Source organism: Candidatus Methylospira mobilis, assembly GCF_009498235.1.
GTDB classification, from domain to species: domain Bacteria; phylum Pseudomonadota; class Gammaproteobacteria; order Methylococcales; family Methylococcaceae; genus Methylospira; species Methylospira mobilis.
Genome location: NZ_CP044205.1, coordinates 1,203,089 through 1,224,427, shown reverse-complemented (window position 1 = coordinate 1,224,427; position 21,339 = coordinate 1,203,089). Strand labels below are relative to the sequence as shown.

General features: G+C 54.7%; 20 protein-coding genes. 10 read left to right on the top strand and 10 right to left on the bottom strand.

Annotated elements, in window-relative coordinates; genetic code table 11:
- Window positions 1-116 precede the first annotated feature (116 nt).
- From folA to lgt, 3 genes are read right to left on the bottom strand one after another with little or no spacing between them, the layout of a single operon-like run.
- A complete protein-coding gene (folA, locus tag F6R98_RS05345) occupies window positions 117-605 on the bottom strand; it encodes a type 3 dihydrofolate reductase (protein ID WP_153248103.1) in 489 nt (162 codons plus the stop codon).
- Between the two features lies 1 nt (window position 606).
- Complete coding sequence (thyA, locus tag F6R98_RS05340) at window positions 607-1,401, bottom strand: thymidylate synthase (protein WP_153248102.1); 795 nt, start codon at window positions 1,399-1,401, stop codon at window positions 607-609.
- Window positions 1,402-1,404: 3 nt separating this feature from the next.
- Window positions 1,405-2,205 carry a prolipoprotein diacylglyceryl transferase gene (gene lgt / locus F6R98_RS05335; protein ID WP_153248101.1) on the bottom strand — a complete coding sequence of 267 codons (801 nt, stop codon included), beginning with the start codon at window positions 2,203-2,205 and terminating at the stop codon, window positions 1,405-1,407.
- A 45-nt stretch (window positions 2,206-2,250) separates the two neighbouring features.
- Here lgt and F6R98_RS05330 point away from each other — a divergent pair, with 45 nt between their 5' ends.
- Both F6R98_RS05330 and F6R98_RS05325 read left to right on the top strand, forming a co-directional pair.
- Complete coding sequence (locus F6R98_RS05330) at window positions 2,251-2,757, top strand: disulfide bond formation protein B (protein WP_153248100.1); 507 nt, start codon at window positions 2,251-2,253, stop codon at window positions 2,755-2,757.
- A 25-nt stretch (window positions 2,758-2,782) separates the two neighbouring features.
- On the top strand, window positions 2,783-3,085 hold the full coding sequence (locus F6R98_RS05325; protein WP_153248099.1) for a hypothetical protein: 303 nt from the start codon (window positions 2,783-2,785) through the stop codon (window positions 3,083-3,085).
- Between the two features lie 142 nt (window positions 3,086-3,227).
- On the opposite strand, the gene F6R98_RS05320 is transcribed toward F6R98_RS05325, so the two are convergent.
- From F6R98_RS05320 to F6R98_RS05310, 3 genes are all read right to left on the bottom strand, one after another.
- Window positions 3,228-4,016, bottom strand: coding sequence for an SPOR domain-containing protein (locus F6R98_RS05320; protein WP_153248098.1), 789 nt, complete (start codon window positions 4,014-4,016; stop codon window positions 3,228-3,230).
- On the bottom strand, window positions 4,016-5,776 hold the full coding sequence (gene argS / locus F6R98_RS05315; RefSeq protein WP_153248097.1) for an arginine--tRNA ligase: 1,761 nt from the start codon (window positions 5,774-5,776) through the stop codon (window positions 4,016-4,018). Before argS ends, F6R98_RS05320 begins: the two co-directional genes overlap by 1 nt.
- 137 nt (window positions 5,777-5,913) lie before the next feature.
- Window positions 5,914-7,116 (bottom strand): ammonium transporter, encoded by a 1,203-nt coding sequence (locus F6R98_RS05310; RefSeq protein WP_153248096.1) that lies wholly within the window; start codon window positions 7,114-7,116, stop codon window positions 5,914-5,916.
- A gap of 258 nt (window positions 7,117-7,374) precedes the next feature.
- Here F6R98_RS05310 and F6R98_RS05305 point away from each other — a divergent pair, with 258 nt between their 5' ends.
- The 5 genes from F6R98_RS05305 (at window position 7,375) to F6R98_RS05290 (ending at window position 11,962) form a co-directional block, all read left to right on the top strand.
- Window positions 7,375-8,418 (top strand): IS30 family transposase, encoded by a 1,044-nt coding sequence (locus F6R98_RS05305; protein ID WP_153247527.1) that lies wholly within the window; start codon window positions 7,375-7,377, stop codon window positions 8,416-8,418.
- Between the two features lie 102 nt (window positions 8,419-8,520).
- Window positions 8,521-8,937 (top strand): SxtJ family membrane protein, encoded by a 417-nt coding sequence (locus tag F6R98_RS05300; protein ID WP_153248095.1) that lies wholly within the window; start codon window positions 8,521-8,523, stop codon window positions 8,935-8,937.
- Window positions 8,938-8,944: 7 nt separating this feature from the next.
- Window positions 8,945-9,097 carry a DUF5989 family protein gene (locus tag F6R98_RS21525; protein WP_194270150.1) on the top strand — a complete coding sequence of 51 codons (153 nt, stop codon included), beginning with the start codon at window positions 8,945-8,947 and terminating at the stop codon, window positions 9,095-9,097.
- Window positions 9,098-9,099: 2 nt separating this feature from the next.
- Window positions 9,100-10,935 carry a carbamoyltransferase family protein gene (locus F6R98_RS05295; protein ID WP_153248094.1) on the top strand — a complete coding sequence of 612 codons (1,836 nt, stop codon included), beginning with the start codon at window positions 9,100-9,102 and terminating at the stop codon, window positions 10,933-10,935.
- Window positions 10,928-11,962: an SGNH/GDSL hydrolase family protein gene (locus tag F6R98_RS05290; RefSeq protein ID WP_153248093.1), complete on the top strand. Its 1,035-nt coding sequence runs from the start codon at window positions 10,928-10,930 to the stop codon at window positions 11,960-11,962. The genes F6R98_RS05295 and F6R98_RS05290 overlap by 8 nt, the downstream gene beginning before the upstream one ends.
- A gap of 245 nt (window positions 11,963-12,207) precedes the next feature.
- Here F6R98_RS05290 and F6R98_RS05285 read toward each other — a convergent pair whose 3' ends face one another.
- The 3 genes from F6R98_RS05285 to F6R98_RS05275 are packed head-to-tail and all read right to left on the bottom strand — an operon-like array spanning window position 12,208 to window position 15,211.
- Window positions 12,208-13,035: a carbohydrate ABC transporter permease gene (locus F6R98_RS05285; protein ID WP_153248092.1), complete on the bottom strand. Its 828-nt coding sequence runs from the start codon at window positions 13,033-13,035 to the stop codon at window positions 12,208-12,210.
- Window positions 13,032-13,946: a carbohydrate ABC transporter permease gene (locus tag F6R98_RS05280; protein ID WP_228125105.1), complete on the bottom strand. Its 915-nt coding sequence runs from the start codon at window positions 13,944-13,946 to the stop codon at window positions 13,032-13,034. The genes F6R98_RS05285 and F6R98_RS05280 overlap by 4 nt, the downstream gene beginning before the upstream one ends.
- Window positions 13,943-15,211: a sugar ABC transporter substrate-binding protein gene (locus F6R98_RS05275; protein ID WP_153248091.1), complete on the bottom strand. Its 1,269-nt coding sequence runs from the start codon at window positions 15,209-15,211 to the stop codon at window positions 13,943-13,945. The genes F6R98_RS05280 and F6R98_RS05275 overlap by 4 nt, the downstream gene beginning before the upstream one ends.
- Window positions 15,212-15,311: 100 nt before the next feature.
- On the opposite strand from F6R98_RS05275, the gene F6R98_RS05270 reads away from it, so the two are divergent.
- The 3 genes from F6R98_RS05270 to F6R98_RS05260 all read left to right on the top strand — a co-directional run bounded on the left by F6R98_RS05270 (window position 15,312) and on the right by F6R98_RS05260 (window position 19,541).
- Entirely contained in the window at window positions 15,312-17,348 is a 2,037-nt protein-coding gene (locus F6R98_RS05270; RefSeq protein ID WP_194270149.1) for a glucoamylase family protein, read from the top strand.
- A gap of 12 nt (window positions 17,349-17,360) precedes the next feature.
- Window positions 17,361-18,461: an ABC transporter ATP-binding protein gene (locus F6R98_RS05265; RefSeq protein WP_153248089.1), complete on the top strand. Its 1,101-nt coding sequence runs from the start codon at window positions 17,361-17,363 to the stop codon at window positions 18,459-18,461.
- 150 nt (window positions 18,462-18,611) lie between these two features.
- Window positions 18,612-19,541 (top strand): histone deacetylase family protein, encoded by a 930-nt coding sequence (locus F6R98_RS05260; protein WP_153248088.1) that lies wholly within the window; start codon window positions 18,612-18,614, stop codon window positions 19,539-19,541.
- Between the two features lie 363 nt (window positions 19,542-19,904).
- Here F6R98_RS05260 and F6R98_RS05255 read toward each other — a convergent pair whose 3' ends face one another.
- Window positions 19,905-21,338: a cbb3-type cytochrome c oxidase subunit I gene (locus F6R98_RS05255; RefSeq protein ID WP_153248087.1), complete on the bottom strand. Its 1,434-nt coding sequence runs from the start codon at window positions 21,336-21,338 to the stop codon at window positions 19,905-19,907.
- Between the last annotated feature and the right edge of the window lies 1 nt (window position 21,339).

Here is a 21,339-nt window from a genome sequence, read left to right as displayed (position 1 = left end):
GCGCCGCTGCGCTTTTTCCAAAGCCAGTGCGCGGTTATCGGAACCCAGCCCCCTCCTGCAAACCGTCGCCCAACTTCGTTGTTGTCGGCCATTAATGCCCAGGCAAGCTATTAAAATCAGAGTTTCCTGTCCCACACCATAAAGGCATAGCCGAATGAAACAGAATCATCGTCGGTAACAGACTGATGCTCAACCTCTCGCCATTCAGTCCAGTCGACCTCGGGAAAAGAGGTATCGCCCTCGAAACTACGGTCTATGTGCGTCAGGTATAAGCGCTCGGCGATAGGCAAGCTCGCCTGATAAAGCGTCGAACCGCCGATAATCATCGCTTCAGGATGGCGCGCGGCGACGGCCAGCCCCTGCTGCAGAGAATTAACCACAACGCACCCCTCGGCTCGATATGACGAATCGGAAGTCAGCACGATATTCTCGCGCCCCGGCAACGGACGCCCTATCGATTCGTGGGTTTTACGCCCCATCAAAATCGGCTTGCCCCAGGTAATGGCGCGAAACCGCTGCAGATCGGCTGGCAAATGCCAGGGCATGCGGTTATCGATACCGATAACGCGGTTGGCGGACATGGCGACGATCAGGGATATTTTCACCTCACACCGCCACTGCCGCCTTGATCGCCGGATGCGGCTCGTAGTCTCTCACCGCGAAATCTTCATAACGGTAATCGAACAGATTTTCCGCTTTACGCAGGATAATCAGTTCGGGCAGCGCCAGCGGAGAGCGGGTCAATTGCTCGCGCGCCTGCTCCAGATGGTTCAAGTACAGATGCACATCGGCCCCGCTCCAGATCAGTTCGCCGGGCGCCAAATCGCACTGCTGCGCCACCATATGCGTCAATAGCGCATAACTGGCGATATTGAACGGCAACCCTAAAAAAACATCGGTCGAGCGCATATTGAATAAACAGGAAAGCCTCCCATCCTCCACCATGAACTGAAAGGCATAATGGCAAGGCGGCAGCGCCATACGCTGCAATTCTGCAGGATTCCAAGCGCTGATCAGCAAACGCCGCGAGTACGGCGTCTCTCTGATCTGCGTCAGCAGTTGGGCCAGTTGATCTACGGTGCCGCCGTCTGCGCTCTGCCAGGCGCGCCACTGTTTGCCGTAAACATCGCCCAATTCGCCGTTTTCGTCAGCCCACTCGTCCCAGATACTGACGTTGCGCTCGCGCAGATAGCGGATATTGGTGTCTCCGGAAATAAACCACAGCAGCTCATGGAATATTGATGGGATATGCAGTTTTTTGGTGGTCAGCAGCGGAAACCCCGCGTTCAGATCGAAACGCATCTGCCGCCCGAAGACACCCAGTGTGCCGACTCCGGTGCGATCGCGCTTTTGCACACCGTGCTGCAGAATATCGTCGAGCAATTCCAGATATTGACGCATGAGTCACCCGGCCTTAAGCGGCGAGGCTACTGAACGGTAAGCCATCCACAACAGAAGAACCCCGGTGATGATCATCGGAAAACTCAACACCTGGCCTTGCGTAAGCCAGCCGAACGCCAAATAGCCCAGTTGCGTATCGGGAACGCGCACGAACTCCACCGTAAAGCGAAAAATGCCGTAAAACAGCATGAACCAGCCGGAAATTGCCTTGCGCGGCGGCCGCCTGGCGCTGAGCCAGTTCAGCAGCACATAGAGCACCAACCCTTCGAGCACGGCCTCGTACAGCATGGAAGGATGACGCGGGTAAGGGCCGGCGCCGGGAAACACCATGGCCCAGGGCAAATCGGTCGGCTTCCCCCATAATTCCGCATTGATGAAATTACCGATCCGTCCCGCCCCCAGCCCGATGGGAACCAACGGCGCGATAAAGTCCGCCAGCACAAAAAAACCGGTGCCAAGCTTACGCCCATACCAGATCATCGCCGCAAAAACCCCCAGCATGCCGCCATGAAAAGACATGCCGCCCTCCCATATACGAAAAATAGACAGCGGATTATCGAGAAAACCACTAAAATTATAAAAAAAGGTGTAGCCCAAACGCCCGCCCAGCACGACGCCGAGCGCGCAATAAAAAATCAGATCCTCGACCTGGGCGGGCGTCAACGCAACCATATCGCGACTGGCGCGACGCCGGGCCAGCCACCACACGGCACTGATACCGGCGACATACATCAGGCCGTACCAGTGGATTTTAATCGGACCCAGAGTAATCGCTACGGGATCTATCGCCGGATAAGTCAACATCTGCTTCTCCTGGAAACCTGTTCAGAATTGAAATGTAAAAATCTTATGAAACTGCCCGACACACGAACCTGTTTTTTGCTTGGTTTTCTCGCCTGCGCCGCCATGCTGCTAAGCGCGCTTTACTTCCAACTCCGGCTGGGACTGGAACCCTGCCCGCTGTGCATATCGCAACGTATCGTGGTGTTCGCGCTGACGCTTGCTTTTTTAACAGCCTGGCTGCATAACCCCGCTGCCTCCGGTACACGGATCTACGCCGTTATAACCTGCCTGATCGCGCTGACAGGCGCGTCAATTTCCGCTCGCCATGTCTGGCTGCAGCATCTGCCCGCCGAAGAGGTGCCGGCCTGCGGCCCCGGACTTGAATATATGTTCAATTATTTCCCGCTGAGCGACACCCTGCGTTTGATGCTGACCGGCACCGGCGAATGCGCCAAGGTGGATTGGACTCTGTTCGGCATCAGCATGCCCGGCTGGGTCCTGGTCTGCTTTCTCGGATTGGCGCTATGGAGTCTGCTGCCGCTACGCGGTTTGCAACGGCCGGCTTCCTCTTAAAGCTCCAATCGTTTTACTGTTCCTGGTGAAAAACACATCGGCGCGGGTCGCTTCCGCGCCGATGATACACATTCCCGTCGCTCCAGCGGAGAATGCCGGAACCCGGACGCCATGGCTTGCCCTGGATTTAGCCGAGGGATGTCATCGGAGCAACATTCCTCACGGCTACGCCCAGGACAGGCTCTCCGGCTTGATACCGGCACAAACCCGCATGGAGGGATTTTCATTTACCCGCCAGATAGCTCAAGGCGAGCCCACTCCGGCACGCCGGACATTAAAATCAATAACCTGCAATCTACTACTTAAAAGCCTGCCGGCGCTTAAATAGATCAGCAACCCTTTTATCCTCCCCGTCGACAAGCTCAGACCCTAGCCTGTTCTGAAGATCGAACGGAAAAACCTTAACGTTAATCCTTGCGACTTGGCTGCTCAGCCAATTTTCTCTTGCATAAGAGCCCCACAACAGAGTGCTAATGATCGATTTTTTTCTGCACGACACTGTCTATCTTATTGTTGCGCAGCCAGACCTTTACTTGATCCGCCCGATCCAGATCCTTGAAAGGCCCAACCTTGACCCGATACCATAAAGCATTTTCGATCTCTATGCTTTCGATATGGGACTTGACCTTGATTTGAGATAGTTTCTCCTGAATTCCTTTAGCTTCATCCAACTGCAAGCTGGAAGCTACCTGCAGCGTATATTGAACATTCGCGACAGGAGTGCTTTGCTTCAGCATGCGGATATCCGGATCAGGAATGATTACCTCCTGATCCGGCAATATCTTGTAAAAGGTAAAGCGCGGCTCAGGCGGCTTCACCTTCACCGGCTCCACTTTCTTTTGAGATGACGCGGACGTATCCGGCCCCGGCTGCACAGGAGGCGCGGTCACCGGCTGCTGCTCCAGACTTTTGTCAGCCGCATCGGCAGGGGCCGGCGGTTTTTTCTCAGGCGCTTTCGGCGTTGACGCCGGCTCGGAAGCCGGCACCGGCAACGGTATGGTTTTATTAGCCGTTTTGGGAGCGGACGCGACGGAAACAGCGACGCTGTTTTCTAATCCGCCTTTCAGCCATTTCATCAAAGAGACGATCGCGAAAATACTCAATGCCGCCGCGGCCAAAATAAGCCACCAGCGCGAACGGTTCGGCGCCGGCTTGCCGCCCTTGCGATTGCGCGCACGTTTCCAGTCGAGGTCATCGCTACGCCCCCCTTTCTTGCTACGATCGACAACTACCCGGCTTTTATAGTCTCTGGTTTCCACTACATCGACTCTGGCGCAGCGATATCCAACAAATCCAGTCCATTGACTATCACCTGGCGCACGGCAGCGATCAACAGCAGCCTTGCCTCTCGCAAAGCCGCGTCTTCGACCAGAAACTGGTGAGCGTTGTAATACGTATGCAGGGCGGCCGCCAGTTCGCGCAGATAATTGATCAAATGATGCGGCGCTTTTTGCAGCGCGGCGGCTTCCAGGCGCTCAGGATAAGATTCCAGAAGCGTGATCAGCGCAGATTCATGCGTCTCTGTCAAACGTTCGAGACTCGCCATTCCCAGCGCTATGTCGCGCGCCCAGCCCTTTTCATCAAGCTGCCGGAAAACGCTGCAAATACGCGCGTGCGCATATTGCACGTAGTACACAGGATTCTCGTTGGTTCTGGATGTCGCCAGCTTCAGATCGAAATCCATGTGCTGATCTGCCTTGCGCATCACATAAAAGAACCGGGCGGCATCTTTTCCGACTTCGTTGCGCAATTGCCGCAATGTCACGAACTCGCCGGAACGGGTAGACATCTGCACCCGCTCCTCGCCCCGGTACAATACCGCGAATTGAACCAGCAATACTTCCAACTTCGCTGGATCGCCGCCCATCGCCTCCAGCGCCGCCCTGACCCGAGGGATATAGCCGTGATGATCTGCTCCCCATATATTGATAATATGATCGAATTGGCGATCCAGCTTGTTCATGTGATAAGCGATATCGGCGGCGAAATAAGTCATCTGCCCATTTTCGCGCACAACCACCCTGTCCTTCTCATCCCCCAGCCGGCTGGATGCAAACCAGCGCGCGCCGTCCTGCTCATACAAATATCCAGACGCTTCGAGCCGGTTCAGCGCTTCGGTAACCGCGCCTTCATCAACCAGCGAACGCTCGGAAAACCAGGTTTGATACTCAACGCCGAACTCGGCAAGATCGTCGCGGATATCGGCCAGGATGCTGTTTAGCCCGGCATCGAAAAGCAGACGGTAATCTTCCGTGCCCAGCGTTATTTTCGCGAGCGCTACCCAGGCGTCAATATGGGCTTCCTTATCGCCGCCTTGCGGTTCGTCCCTGGGCAACCCGGCAACAGCCTGCGCCAGCGGATACACAAAACGATCGGCGTAGCGCGCCTTCAGATCGGCGGCAATATCGCGCACATACTCGCCGCGATAGCCATTGCTGGGAAACACAAAGCCGGCGCCGCTGTCTTGCAGATAACGCAGCCATACGCTGGCCGCCAATATATCCATTTGCCGTCCGGCATCGTTGACATAGTATTCCCGATGCACCCGGAAACCGGCTGCGTTCAGCAGATTGGCGACCACCGAACCGTAAGCCGCGCCGCGGCCGTGTCCTACGTGCAGAGGCCCGGTCGGATTGGCCGATACGTATTCGATCAATACCGACTTTCCCGCGCCGATTTGCGATAGCCCATATTGTTTACCCGCATCCAGCACCTGACCTATTAGTTGCAGCTGCCTCCCGGAACCGACAAAAAAGTTGATAAACCCCGGCCCGGCGATTTCCACTCGTGTGTACAAATCGTTTGCCGGCAGCGCGGCAATAATACGCTCGGCCAGCATACGCGGGTTAACACCGCCCTGCTTGGCCAGCGCCATGGCCAGATTGGTGGAAAAATCGCCATGCTGCGCTTCGCGCACCCTTTCGACGCGAACGGGCACAGCCTCTCCGGCAAAGGCCAACCCTTCCGATTCGAGCCGACTGACCGCAGCCGAAAGTAATGATTCCAGACGGTATTTCATAAACGCTTAGATTAATCGTAAAAAGTTGCGCCATTATCCTAAAAGCAGACGCTTTATGGCAATGTCTGGAAGCGAATGATGGCAGTATGCGCTAACAATACCATGAATGCCGTCAGCGGTCTTGGGAAGACGCGGCTTTACCAGCCGCTCTCCTTGCCCGGCGTAGCTGAAATATTGTGTATGGTCAGATCCGCGCCTTGAAACTCCTGTTCCGGCTCCAGACGCAAACCCACAGTTTTCTTGAGTACGCCGTAAACCGCGAACCCGCCCGACAAGGCAACAACAACGCCGGCCACGGTGCCGATCAGCTGAGCCGCCAGACTCACGCCGCCCAGACCGCCCAGGCTCTGCTGCCCGAAAATACCGGCGGCAATACCGCCCCACGCGCCGCACAAGCCGTGCAGAGGCCATACGCCGAGCACATCGTCCACTTTCCATCGGTTTTGCGTCAAGGTGAACATATAGACGAATAACGCGCCCGCCAGCGCGCCTGTCACCAATGCGCCGGCAGGATGCATCACATCGGAGCCGGCGCAAACCGCGACCAAACCGGCAAGCGGGCCGTTATGGGTAAATCCGGGGTCGTTACGTCCGATAATCAATGCGGTCAGCGTTCCCCCCACCATGGCCATCAACGAATTGACCGCCACCAGACCGCTAACGGCATTCAGCGTTTGCGCGGACATCACATTAAAACCGAACCACCCCACAGTCAGTATCCAGGCGCCCAAGGCGAGAAAAGGAATACTCGAAGGCGGATGCGCGCTTATCAACCCGCCGCGCAGATAACGCCCATGACGCGGCCCCAGCAGAACAACGGCGGTCAGCGCGATCCAGCCGCCTACCGTATGCACCACAACAGACCCAGCGAAATCATGAAAGCTTGCACCAAAAAGTTGCAGCAATTTATCCTGATAACCGAAGTTTTTATTCCAGACGATACCTTCGAAAAACGGGTAGACCAGACCGACCAGCATGAAGGTTGCCGCCAGCTGCGGATTAAACCTGGCGCGTTCGGCAATGCCGCCGGAAACGATCGCCGGCACGGCGGCGGCAAAAGTCAACAGAAAGAAAAACTTTACCAGATCATAACCATTCGCCATGCTTAGTTGTTGCGCGCCCGAGAAAAAATGCACGCCGTAAGCGACGAAGTAGCCTATGAAAAAGTAAGCCAGGGTGGAAATCGCAAAGTCGCTCAGTATTTTGACCAGCGCGTTGACCTGGTTTTTGCTTCTAACCGTGCCCAGTTCCAGAAAAGCGAACCCGGCATGCATCGCCAGCACCATAATAGCGCCAAGAAGAATAAAAAGAACATCGTTGCTTTGTGTAGTCGTTATCATAATCTCTCTCATAGCGCCCATAGCGCGTACCATACAAGAGCAAAAAACGCGCCAAACGCACCACAAAAAAACATACAGATCAAAACAAGGCGCCATCACGCGACAGACGCAGCCGCAAACCAACCACAATTAGTGCAAAAAAGAAAATTTGCATCAAAAAGGTGCAGCCAATCCATAAAGTTCTCGTCACGCTTAATTCCAAAGAGAATATCTCGGCGGGCTCAAAATACAAGTGCAACACTATGATAAGGTGTTGCAATGGAAAAGAAATATAATCACTTAAGTGCAGAGGATCGTGCCGCGATCATGTTGATGAAGTCAGATGGACATAGCCTGAGGGCGATGGCTTTGAGATTACAGCGATCTCCGTCAACGATCAGTCGCGAATTGTTACGCAATCCAGTCAAGTCTGGTAGCTATTGCGCAGGTACGGCGGGGATACGAGCGAGGCAGTTACGCCATATGGCTCGAAAGCCGCGCAAATTATTACCGGATAGCCTGCTTTTTGGCGTAGTCGATTACTTTCTGCATGAAGGTTGGTCGCCTGAACAGATTTCTGGCACACTCAAGCGCGTGTATGCAGAGCAGGGAGCCCTTACGGTGTCACATGAAACGATATACACCGCACTGTATGCCTTCCCACGCGGTGAATTACGCAGCGAACTGTTGAGCTGTTTGCGGCAATCTCACACGGGCAGACGTCCTCGCGCCAGAGGAACCGATCGGCGTGGTCAGATACCTGATATGAACAGCTTGCATGTACGTCCACCGGAGATTGAAGACCGGCTGGTTCCAGGGCATTGGGAAGGTGATCTGATCAAGGGGTCAGGCAATCGTTCTTCGGTAGGCACGCTGGTCGAGCGTAGCAGCCGCCTTGTGATGCTGGCGGCTATGACGTCCGGCACGGCTGAAGCCGCACTGGAAGGCTTCAGTAACGCATTGAACCGTGTCCATGAGCCGATGCGCAAAACCATGACCTATGATCAAGGTAAGGAAATGAGCTGCCATAAAACGCTCAGTGAGCGAGCGGGCATCACCATCTACTTTGCCGACCCTCATAGCCCTTGGCAACGCGGAAGTAACGAGAACACCAATGGACTACTGCGCCAGTATTTACCCAAAGGAACCGATTTGTCGACCTACTCGCAGGAGCAACTGGATGAAATCGCATACAGACTGAACACGAGACCGAGAAAAATTCTCGGGTTTAGAACCCCCTTGGAAGTTTATGCCGAATTCCTGCATAATTGCCAAAAGGATGAGGCTATGTGCGAATCAACAACCGTTGCACTTGGAATTTGAAACCGCCCTCTTATTCCAAATAGGGTCTTGGATTACGATCAAAGAAAAGTTAGTATATGGTAATCAGGATTAGATTTAATTTACTTTAATTTACAAGACGACATGGCAAAATTACCATCGGAGCGAAGCTTCGGCTTCCTTTTTTCCACTGTTTTTGCCGCTCTGGGCATCCATGAATACTGGTCTAATGGCTGGGACATGCAAAAAGGCTGGGACAGTCAAACATGCATCCCCTGGCTCATCATCGGCCTCACCCTCGGCCTTATCGCTGTTTTGGCTCCTCGCCTTCTTGGTCCGTTCAATCGCGCATGGTTCCGCCTCGGCGAGCTTCTTGGCAAGATTGTCAGCCCGATCGTATTGGGCGTCATTTTTTTTGTGCTGCTGGTCCCTATTGCCTTTATCACACGCCTGTTTGGGCGCGACGAACTCAGGCTCAAACAACGGGAAACCGATACGTCCTACTGGATAGAGCGTACGCAGTCGGGATTTACTTCCGATTCTTTCAAAAATCAGTTCTGAGGGTTACATGGGTTCATTCATCAAGGAACTCTGGGCATTTTTATGTGCCCGCAACAAGCTGTGGCTGGCTCCTATCATCATAACCATGGTTATGATCGGCGCTTTGTTAATCGCCGCTCAAGGCTCCATCATCGCTCCATTCATCTACACACTATTCTGAATATGCGTATCCTCGGGCTGTCCGCGTACTACCATGACTCCGCCGCATGCCTGGTTACAGATGGCGAGATTATCGCCGCAGCACAGGAGGAACGTTTTACCCGCCGGAAACACGATGCAGGGTTTCCGGCGAACGCCATCCGATACTGCCTGAATGAAGCCGGCCTGGACCCGACGGAAATCGATTACGTGGTTTTTTACGACAAGCCGTTTTTAAAATTCGAAAGGCTGTTCGAGACCTATCTGGCATTCGCTCCGAAAGGATACAGCAGCTTTGCCACTTCTTTACCGGTCTGGCTAAAGGACAAACTCTTTCAGAAAACCGTTATAGCCGATGCTTTCAAAGAACATTTCGGCAAAAAGCTTGATTGGTCCAAACGTCTTCTGTTTTCCGAGCACCACCTGAGCCATGCGGCATCCGCTTTCTTCCCATCGCCTTATGAAGAAGCTGCCGTTCTTACCATGGACGGCGTAGGCGAGTGGACAACCACTTCCCTTGCCATCGGGAAGGGCAATCAGCTGTCCGTGCACAAGGAAATCCATTTTCCCCACTCACTGGGGCTGCTTTATTCAGCGTTCACTTATTACACCGGCTTCAAGGTCAACTCCGGCGAGTATAAAATCATGGGGCTGGCGCCGTACGGCGAACCCAGATATGCCGATCTGATCAAGAATCATCTTATCGCCATCAAGGAAGACGGTTCGTTCCGTCTCGATATGCGCTACTTCAATTACTGCACCGGCCTGACCATGACCAACAAACGCTTCCACGCGCTTTTTGGCGGCGCGCCGAGAAAGGCGGAAGGCGCGTTGACGCAGCGGGAAATGGATCTGGCCGCTTCAGTTCAGGCCGTTACCGAAGAGGTCGTCATCAAGCTGGCGAAAGGCATCAAAAAATCGACCGGGCAGAAGAACCTTTGTCTGGCGGGCGGCGTGGCGCTTAACTGCGTCGCCAACGGTAAACTGCTGCAAGAAAAAGTATTTGATCAGATCTGGATTCAGCCGGCCGCGGGCGATGCGGGAGGGGCGATCGGCGCCGCACTCGCCGCTTACCACCTGATGCAAAACCAGCCGAGGACGGTCAACGCGAACGACGCCATGAAGGGGGCCTACCTTGGACCTAAATTCAGTCAGGACGACATTGAAAGGCGGCTGACGAATATTGGCGCAATTTTCACCACCGTTTCCGAGGACGATCAAATCGACATCACGGCTCGCGCGCTGGCTGAAGGCAAGGCAATCGGCTGGCATCAGGGACGGATGGAGTTTGGCCCCAGAGCATTGGGCGGACGTTCAATCATTGCCGATCCTCGTTCGCCGACGGTTCAAAAACAGCTCAATCTCAAAGTGAAATACCGGGAGTCCTTCCGGCCCTTTGCTCCGAGCGTACTGCGCGAGGATGTTTCCGAGTGGTTCAAGATCGACACAGATAGCCCTTACATGCTTCTGGTCGCCGACCTGACCGAAGAAAAACAGCTGCCGATGAATGAGGAGCAAAAGAAGCTCTTTGGAATAGACAAGCTTAACATCCCGCGATCAGAAATTCCTGCGGTGACGCATGTAGACTATTCCGCCAGAATTCAAACCGTCCATAAGGAAACCAACCCCCGCTACCATCGATTGCTTACCCGATTCAAGGAACTAACCGGTTGCCCGGTATTGGTCAACACCTCGTTCAATGTGCGAGGCGAACCGATAGTCTGCACGCCGGAAGATGCCTTCCATTGCCTGATGGGTACGGAGATAGAGCTGCTCGTAGTCGGCAACGCGGTGATGAAAAAGGAAGACCAGGATCAATCGCTGATCAAAGATTACAAGAACGCATACGAACTTGACTAAAAAATTAGCTATCCGCATTGTCGGCTATGGCGCTATAGGCGCGTTTTTATACGTGGCGATTGCGCTATCGGTTTTCCTGTTCAGCATGGTCGTGCTGAAACAGGGCGTTGTATTTTCAAACAAGCTGATGAACAGCTATCAACGAGTCATTTATTTCAATGGCGGCAGAAAACTTTGGCAGAATGAGCCGGAATGCGTAATATTCGATCAAGACCTGCTTTACAAGCCCAAGATCGGAGAATGCAAGTTTGAGAACGTAGAGTTCAAAACAACGCTGAACTTCGACGAACGCGGGCGAATCAGCAAAAATAAAACCGACCGCCCAGGCATAGCGGTTGTCGGCGATTCGTTCGCCATGGGCTGGGGCGTAAACGACAACGAAACTTATGCGTCAGTCCTGGAAGAAATGACGGGACGCCCTGTATACAATCTCGGCGTTTCCAGTTACGGAACCTATCGGGAACTGCTTCGACTGGAAAAATCCGGGCTGATCGATAAAATCGACACCATCATTCTTCAATATTGCGACAACGACTTATTTGAAAACAAAGACAAAACAAGCGCAAACCCGACACTGACCGTCACGCTTGAAAAGTTCAACTCAATGTTCGGCTCCGCGCCTCCCGCCCCTTATGCAAGCTTGAAACTATGGCTAAGCGAGGCGCTGTCTATTCCGAAAAGGGAAATAAAAACCGCGTTACGCCCCAGCCGCAGGAATTTACTGGATTTTTCGAGCCACTATGATGGCATAAACGCGGTTCTCGCCAAGTTTCCCTGGGTAACAGGTAAAAAGGTGATTATTTTCTACGTGAACGCGGACGGTAAAAAATTCGATAATTTTAATGAAGTTATCCAACGCCCGAGGAACAATGCGGCAATGTACGTCGATCTGGCCCCCGCCCCCGGTACGGATTTTTATTACGTTCTCGACGACCATCTGACAAAAACCGGACACAAAAGAATAGCTGAAAAGCTCATGCATCTCGTCTCGCCTTCCGCCGATAGCGGCTCAACGATGCAGAATTGATGCAGAAAGCCGTTATAGAACAGACAGACAGCGTATCGGCAGGACACAATACCAAGCCTGCAGAGCGCGCACCGCAAAGGCTACCGAGACCATCCGCCCGCTTCCCTGCGGACTGCTTGCCCCCCTAGCCTATCCCATAGTCTCGATTCCCACCCTCCCAGGCGATTCCGATTCTAACCCTCATCGGAAATCTGCGTAAGCTGTCAAAATTGACAGGTTTTGCCCTCAAAGCATAAAACATGGGGCTATCCCTTCAAACTGCCAAGAATCAGCCCTTGAATATAGAAGCGCTGCAGCGACAAGAAAACCAGCATCACCGGCAACAAGGTTATCACCGCGCCCGCCATCATCAGCTCCACATCCTGCGCGTGCTCTCCCATCAGGCCGGCAAGCGCTACCGGCAGGGTATACAGGCTGTCGTCCGTCAGAATAATTAACGGCCACATGAAGTCATTCCATGAACCCATGAAACTGAATACCGCCATCGTCACCAGAATCGGACGGCAGAGCGGCAATACCAGAGACCAATAAATACGCCACTCGCTGGCCCCGTCTATGCGCGCGGCGTCCAGCAACGCATCCGGTATCGAGCGCGCATATTGGCGAATCAGAAAAATGCCGAAAATACTGGCCATGCCGGGAACGATGACGCCCAGATAGGTGTTGACCAAACCCATCTCCCTTAGCATTAGAAAAAGTGGAAGCATTGCAACCTGCCCCGGAATCACCATCGCGGCCATCAAGCCGCGGAATATGGCGGAGCGCCCGGCAAAATGCAGTTTGGCAAAGGCGTAGCCGGCCAGCGAATTGAACAGCAGCGACAATAACGTGACGGCAACCGCCAATATAAAACTGTTGCCCATATAACGCAGCAGATTCAACTGGCTGAACAGCGTCCGGTAATGCGCCGGATTGATGGTTTCTGGCCAAAGTAGCGGCGGCAAACGCGTGGCTGCCATATCCGGCATCAGCGATGCCGACAGCATCCACAGCAGCGGCCCGGTGGCAAAAAAAGCTACCACGACCAGCGCGGCGTGAACGGCAATACCGGCAAACAATTTTTTCAGATTCATTGGCGCGTCCGCACAATCTTGCCCAGCCGAGCCTGAATCAGCGTAACCATCAGGATAATGATGAATAAAACAAAGGCCAGCGCGGACGCATACCCCATATTCCACCAGCGAAACCCTTCGTTGAACATCAACAGCCCCAGACTGAGCGTATGATTGGAAGGACCGCCCTGCGTCATCAGATAGGGTTCAGCGAACAGTTGAAAATAACCAATCATGGTGATCACGCTGACGAAAAGAAAAGTCGGAAACAACAGCGGCAACGTGATGTATCTGAATTGCGCCAGGGCGCCGGCGCCGTCCAGCCGCGCAGCCTCGTACAGCCGCTCAGGTATGCTCTGCAACCCGGCAATAAAAATGATCATGTTAAAACCGAAGTTTTTCCAGACAGCCATCAAGATAATGGCGGGCATCGCCCAATGAATATCGCCCAGCCAATCGACAGGACTAATGCCGAACTGCTCAAGCAGCCAGTTAAAAGCTCCATAACGCTGGTGATACAAATAGCGCCAGACGACCGCGATCGCGACCAGCGTCGTCACTACCGGCAGAAACAGCAGGGTTCTGAACAAGCCACGCAATCTGACCAGACCATGATTCACCAGTAATGCCACCACCAGCGAAAAAACCACGGAAAGCGACCCGCCGATCAGCACGAAATATAAGGTGTTCCGCAAGGCCAGCCAGAACAGCGGGTCGTGCATGATGCGGATATAATTGCTCAGGCCGACGAACCTGAGCGTGGAAAAGTCCCCTAATACATAAATATCGAAATCGGTAAAACTCAGCGCCAATGCCGCCAGCACCGGCACAAAGAAAAACAGAGCAATCAGCAACAAAGCAGGCATCGCGAACCAGAAACCGGCTTCGAAGCGGCCTTTACACCAGGAGAACTGCGCAGATACCCGCATCATGACCGATGCTCCAGCAACCAACGGCGTTTTTCCAGAATACGATCGACATCACGATCCAGTTCCGACAACACCTCGTCGTCGCTTGCGCCATCTCTTATCGCCCGCTCCAGCGCGATCGCCAGGCGGCTGGCGATGCGCTCCCACTCCGGTATCCGAGGCAAGGAAACCACGGCTTCGAGTTGCTGACGAAACGCCGCCGCCTTATCGTCCGCCGCCAGTATTTCATCCTGCCAGGCGGAGCGCCGCACCGGCAAATCGCCCGACAATCGATAGAACGCCGCTTGCTGTTCGGAACGGCTTAGAAACTCTATCCATTGCCAGGCCTCCGCTTTTTTCGCCGATGCGGCGGACAAGGCCAGACTGGCGCCCCCAGCCAGCGAAAGCCCGGCTGTCCCAGCCATGGGCGCGGGCATCGGCGCCGTCGCCCACTGTTCCTGCAATTCCGCAGGCAAGCGATGGCGAAACTCGCCGATATTCCACGGGCCGGTTATAAACATGGAGAAATAGCTATTGGCAAACTCCTGGTACAGGTTGGCAATCTGGGACTCGGCAAGCGCAGGAGCCAGTTCCCGACGATATATTTCACGGTAAAAGCGGAACGCCTGCCGAAACTCGGGGCTTTCGAAATCGCCGCGACAATTATTGTCCTTCAACAAATGCGCCCCCAGCTGCAACCCCAAAATCACCGGCAACTGCCATTCGTTCATCGGTATCAGCAAGGCATAACGCGCGCTATCCAGACGCTTTACATGTTCCATCATATCCATCCATTCTTCCCAAGTGGCGGGGGGACGGTCAAACCCGGCCTGCGTCAGCAGATCCTTGCGATAAAACAACACGCGCGTATCCACATACCAGGGGATGCCGTACAGCCTGGTCTCCACTCGGTTGCTATCGACGATACCGGAAAAAAAGTCGTCCAGCGGCAAATCATTGGAACGCGACACCTGTTCGCCCAAAGGATGAATGGCTTTTAATGCGACAAACTCCGGCAACCAGGTATTGCCGAGCTGGAATACGTCCGGCATCACCCGCCCCGCAAATGCGGTCAGCAGCTTTTCATGAGCCGCGCTCCACGGAATTTGCTGAACCTTGACTTTAATGCCGGGGTGCGTCCGTTCGAACTCCGGCACCAACTGGCGAACCACCTCACCCTCACGGCCTAAAGCCCAGAAATCCACGACGACAACCGGCTCTGCGTGCTCCCGGCAACCGGAAAACAATTGCGTGCCCAGAACGGCGAGTAACAGTATGATTTTTTTCATGGGCGGATTATCGCCAATCCGGACGATCAATGCGATGCATACGCACGGAATTATGCGAAAATTCACCTTACTACACCTTAGAAACGAAGATTCAGGTTTCATGAGAATATTTTCAATCATTTTGCTGCTTTTGACGGCGGTTTCCATCTGCCGAGCCGACGACTTGCCGGTGCTGCCCGAAAATCAATCTGCCCTATCATTGCCCTCCTTCAAAGCGTTGGAAAACGCCCAGCCGGAAAGCAATTGGGGAAGCACTGACCCAGCCGTCTTCCGTATACATCCGGAAGCGATAGGCTTGGACGGAGAAAACCGGCGCAATTCCGTATATATCGGCTATCAGCTACCGGATGCAATGAGCCCGGCCAACGATGAAAAAAGCTGGGAAGCGGTGCTGAATACCGCCGAGCTCGACGCCTCCGAATACGATCATCTGACCTTACTGATCAAGGGAAACGCCGAAGCCGGCTTCAACCGGCAAATCACCATCGGTCTTCATAACCGGCTGCCCGACCACTCCGGCTTCGAGATAAAAGCCAGAATCGTGGTCAGCGATATCAAAGCGGAATGGCAACGCGTCACGCTGCCGCTGAACCAGATGACAGGGAACCTGAGCAGAAACCGGCTGGGACAGCTCAGCATTTCCCTGCCCGACCGCGACACGCGAATACGCCGCGGCGGCTACAGCATCGCCGAAATCAGCCTGATCAAAACCGGCTCCCCCGGTCCGTACGCCAACGAACAGGTCGAAGCCTATCGAAAAAACGCCTGGGACAGCGCACAAGGCGGCGGCATGGCGGCTCATATGGCGCTCAAGAACCGTCTGAACGGCTGGCCTGCCCAATCGTTGAAAAACGGCAAGCAACTGCCGGACGATAATCATGAGTTTCTGATGCAACTGGCGCGGGACACCTGGCATGGACTTGACATGCTCTCCGATCGCGAAAACGGCTTGCCGCTGGACCGGATACATCTGGAAAAAGGCAGCACTGCGCCGGAAACCGCACTGATAGGCGACTACACCAGCGTCACCAACATCGGCTTCCATTTTTTATCGATTATTTCCGCATATGAACTGGGACTCATCGACCGCGGCAACGCACTGGAAAAACTGAAAACCACGCTGGGCTCCCTGGAAAAAATGGAAACCTATCGCGGTTTCTTCTATAACTACTATAACACCACCTCGCTGGAGCGCACCTCGAACTTCATCTCCTTTGTCGATTCGTCCTGGCTGACCGCCGGGCTTCTTACCTTGCGCTCGGCATTCCCGGAGCTGGTGCAGCGCTGCAACGAACTGCTCAAACAGGAAGATTACCGTTTCTTCTACGACCCGCAAATGAAACAAATGTCGCACGGCTACTACGTGGACCGGAACGAGCGCGCCAGCTATCATTACGGATCGCTTTATTCCGAAGCGCGCCTGGGCAGCCTGATCGCGATCGGCAAGGGCGACGTCCCGGCCGAACACTGGTTCGCAATGTACCGCACCTATCCCAATGAAGTTACCTGGCAAACGCGCCAGCCCGTCAACCGCCACGAAAAAATCAAAAACGCTTTCCGTTGGAGCGACGGATATTATCAATGGCGTGAGTTCAAATACATACCCTCATGGGGCGGCAGCATGTTCGAAGCGCTGATGCCGGGCCTGCTGCTGGAGGAAAACCGTTACGCGCCCGCCAGCCTCGGGCAAAACAGTCTGGTGCATACCGATATTCAGCGTGTTTATGCGCGGGAAGATCTGGATTACCCGGTATGGGGGATGTCCCCCAGTTCGGTGCCGAACACCAGCCGCTACGACGAATTCGGCGTCAGGATTCTGGGCTCCATGGGCTACAAGGACGGCGTAGTGACGCCGCATGCCGCGGCGCTGGCTCTGATCACCCGCCCGGAAGAAGCAACCGAGAATCTGAAAGTACTGCGTCAGCGTTACGACGCTTACGGCGAACTCGGTTTTTACGATGCCATCGAACCGCGCTCGGGTCAGGTCGCCTGGAAATACCTGTGCCTGAACCAGGCCATGATACTGGTGTCGCTGGCAAACCACCTGGCCAACCATGCCATACAGAATCACTTTGCGGCAGACCCGTGGATACAAAACATCATCCCGCTGCTGGGCATCGAAAACTTTTTCGATTGAGCACCTGCAATAATGGCCAGCATTACCTTCGAACATATCGCAAAAATCTATCCCAACAGCCACAATGCAATCAAGGACTTCAGTCTAAGCATAGACGACGGCGAGTTCATGGTTTTGGTCGGCCCTTCAGGATGCGGAAAATCCACTCTGCTGAGGATACTGGCGGGTCTTGAAACCGCCACATCGGGACGCATACTGATCGACAACGAGGTCGCCAACGAACTTACCCCGCAGACGCGCAATATCGCGATGGTTTTTCAGGACTACGCCCTGTACCCCAATATGACGGTCAGGGGCAACCTGGAGTTTCCACTGAAAATGCGCGGCTTGCCGCGCGCTGCTATTCGCAGCAAGGTCGAAGAAATAGTGCAACTGCTGAATATCGAAGCGCTGGTAGAGCGGCTCCCGAAAGAACTGTCGGGGGGCCAGCGCCAGCGCGTCGCGATGGGAAGAGCGCTGGTGCGAAATCCGCGCGCATTCTTGATGGATGAGCCGCTCTCAAACCTTGACGCGAAACTGCGCACGCAAATGCGTTCGGAAATCGGCGAATTACAGCGGCGCACCGGCGCCACGATGATTTATGTCACCCACGACCAGGTGGAAGCGATGACCCTGGGCCACCGCATTGCGGTGATAGATCAGGGCTGTTTGCTGCAAGTCGATACCCCGAGCAGGCTGTACCGCTATCCGGCCAACCCGTTTGTAGCCGGCTTCATCGGCAATCCTCCGATGAATTTATTTAATGGAGCAGCCTTCGTCCGCAATGGCGACATCAACATCAGTCTGGGGTCTCAACAGATACTCGCGGCGCAGGTCGTACCGGGTGCGATGTCGATCACACAGCTGGCGCAGCAAACCACGGTGGGCATCCGCCCCGAAGCGCTGCACCTGTGGCAGGAAGGCGATATCAACCGGTTGACGGGGCGTGTGGACCTGATCGAACACCTCGGTCATGAAACCCTAGTCTATTTTACCCTCGACGATGACGCCGGCGCGCCCGACACCATGCATCGTGCAGCGGTTGCGCGCATACCCGGAAATATCGAAGCCCGGACGGGATCGACGATGGCCTTTGGCGTCGCCTCCGCAGCCATCACGCTATATCCTGCGTAACGCTCCGGCAGAGTATAATCCGCTGTTACTGACAGCTATCCGTAACCGGCGAGGCAATATCAATACCGCCTGCCGCAACCATTTCCGGAAGTGCTCGCTGCATAATTCTCCCTATGAAACAAACCGCCGCATACCCTGATTAACGCAAACATGGCCGGTACTCGACTACTCTACTATACCCACTCCGTTTTCCTGGATCACGACACCGGCCCCGGACACCCCGAATGCGCCGACCGCCTGCGAGCCGTCAACGCCGCGTTAAGCCGTCCCGAATTTGCGCATCTGCTGCGCAGGAAAGCCCCGCGCGCTACGTTGCAACAAGTCATGCTGATCCATGCGGCAGACTATATCGCGCATCTGCAAACGCTGACACCCGGCAACGGACATGTTTATCTCGATGCAGACACCCCGCTGTCCCCGATATCAATGGAAGCAGCCTGGCATGCGGCAGGCGCTTGCTGCGCTGCGGTCGATGAAGTATGTTCTGCTACCGGCATGCGCGCCTTCTGTGCGGTACGTCCCCCGGGTCATCATGCCGAACCTGAGCGGGGCATGGGGTTTTGCGTGTTCAACAATATCGCGATAGCCGCCGCCTGGGCCTTGCACCGGCACAAATTGGAGCGGGTGGCCATAGTCGATTTCGATGTACATCACGGCAACGGCACCGCCGCCGCCGTCATCAATCATCCGGAATTGTTTTACGCCTCCACCCACCAGCATCCGTGGTATCCGGACACAGGGGCGCCCATTCCAAATGGCGCAGGCAACCTTCTCCATATCCCATTGCAGGCGGATTCCGGTTCTTCGCGCTTTCGCTCGGCCGTTACCTGGCAACTGTTGCCGGCATTACACCATTTCAAACCACAGCTGCTGCTAATATCCGCCGGATTCGACGCGCACCGGCTCGATCCTTTGGCGCAGATCAATCTCGAAACCGAAGATTACGGCTGGCTGACCGAACAACTGGTACATGTGGCGTCACAGCATGCGAACGGACGCATTGTTTCGGTACTGGAAGGCGGCTACCACCTGCAAGCATTGGCCGCATCGACGGCTGAACATGTGCGGGCGCTGGGATAAGCAAGCCGGGAACAGGAGCGGACAGCGGCACGGTTAACCTGTTGTTTCATAGTCAAACGCGGCGCATTCTTATGTCGGTTCTGGTCGCGTGTTCGCGGTGGATTCGGCCGGCATATTGAACAATATGGTCGCTTCCGTGGACAAATTTGGAAACTTGCCATACCACAATATCAGCGAATGCATTGCTACTAATCGACATATAGATACTGTTTATCCAACAACACGCGCAGTCAAGCTTTCACATACACTGGTTTGCGCCGTCTCTTCGGTAAACTTGCGCCGTTTTCCCGCCCGCACGACGAGGATGAGCAAAGCGCCATCCTCGACTTACCCTTGCTATCACGGCGTCAACGGTGCGCCCTTTTATTGCGAGGGCCGGGCAATGCGATTATCTCGCTTGAAAATAGTCAGCAAATCCCAGATCAACAAGATAGCCCCCGCCAGCGTGGCGAAGCCGCAAACCAGTCGCCAGATCATCGCCTGTTTAAACCAGGGATGATTTTGCGCTGAAAAATAGGCCTGCCAGGTCGAGCCTTCGACCGCCCGCTCGATAAACGACTGCTCGTAACCGGCGATCAACAGCGCGACGGTCATGCCCATCACGCCGGCGTTCAGCAAACCCAGCGACCACTTCCATTTCCAGCCGTAATCGGCGATGCCGCCGTCGGTCCAGGAAGTTCCGCGTACACGCTGCGCCGCAAGGTAGAAGAAAGCGATGTTGATTGTGGCATAAGCGCCGAAAAACGCCAGATGGCCATGCGAAGCCGTCCACTGCGTGCCATGGGTATAAAGATTGATTTGCGGCAAGGTGTGCATGAAGCCCCAGACGCCGGCCCCGAGAAAGTTGCCGAACGTATGCGCAATAATCCACGCCAGCGCCGGGTGATTATTGTTTTTGAATTGATGCACGCCGGCATCGTAAACCGAATGCACCACCATCGCCACCAGCGGAATCGGCTCCAGCGCCGAAAAGAAGCCGCCGATGGTGAACCAGTAATCCGGCGTGCCGATCCAGAAATAATGGTGTCCCAGGCCGAGTATGCCGGAACCGAACATCAGCGCGACTTCGATATACAGCCAGGTTTCCACGATGCGGCGGCTGACGCCGAGCAGTTGCATCAGACTCCAGGCCATGATGCAGCCGACCAGCACTTCCCAGGTCGCCTCCACCCACAGGTGTATCACCCACCACCACCAGAACTGATCCGCCGAAATATTAGTCATGTAAAACATGCCTGCGCAATACAATCCGGCCAGCGCCACCAGATCCAGCGTCAATACGCCGGCAATCCCCGACCAGCGCCCTTTGGAAAAGGTGGCCGATACATTGAAAAAAAACACCAGCAGCACCGCGACTATGCCGATATCGGCCCAGCGCGGCGCTTCGATATACTCGCGTCCTTCGTTGATGAGCCATCGCGTCGTATCGTTGCCCGGACCGGTTTGCACCAGCAGGTACACCGCGACGACCACCGCGACGGCCGCCGTCAATATCCAGAATGCAATATGACCCAAACGGATGCCGACCACCTTGATGCCGGATTCATCTTCCAGCAACCAGTAAACCGCGCCCATGAAGCCATACAGCAGCCAAACGATCATGGCGTTGATATGCACCATGCGATTGACGTTGAAATCGAGTTGGTTATAGAGAAAATCCGGCATCACAAACTGTATCGCCGCCAGCATTCCAAATAAAAGCTGCGCGATAAACAGCGTTGCCGCCACCATGAAATATCTCACGGCCAGACGCTGACCGCCATTGAGACCGGCTCTATCGAAAGCGCTCGCGTTCATG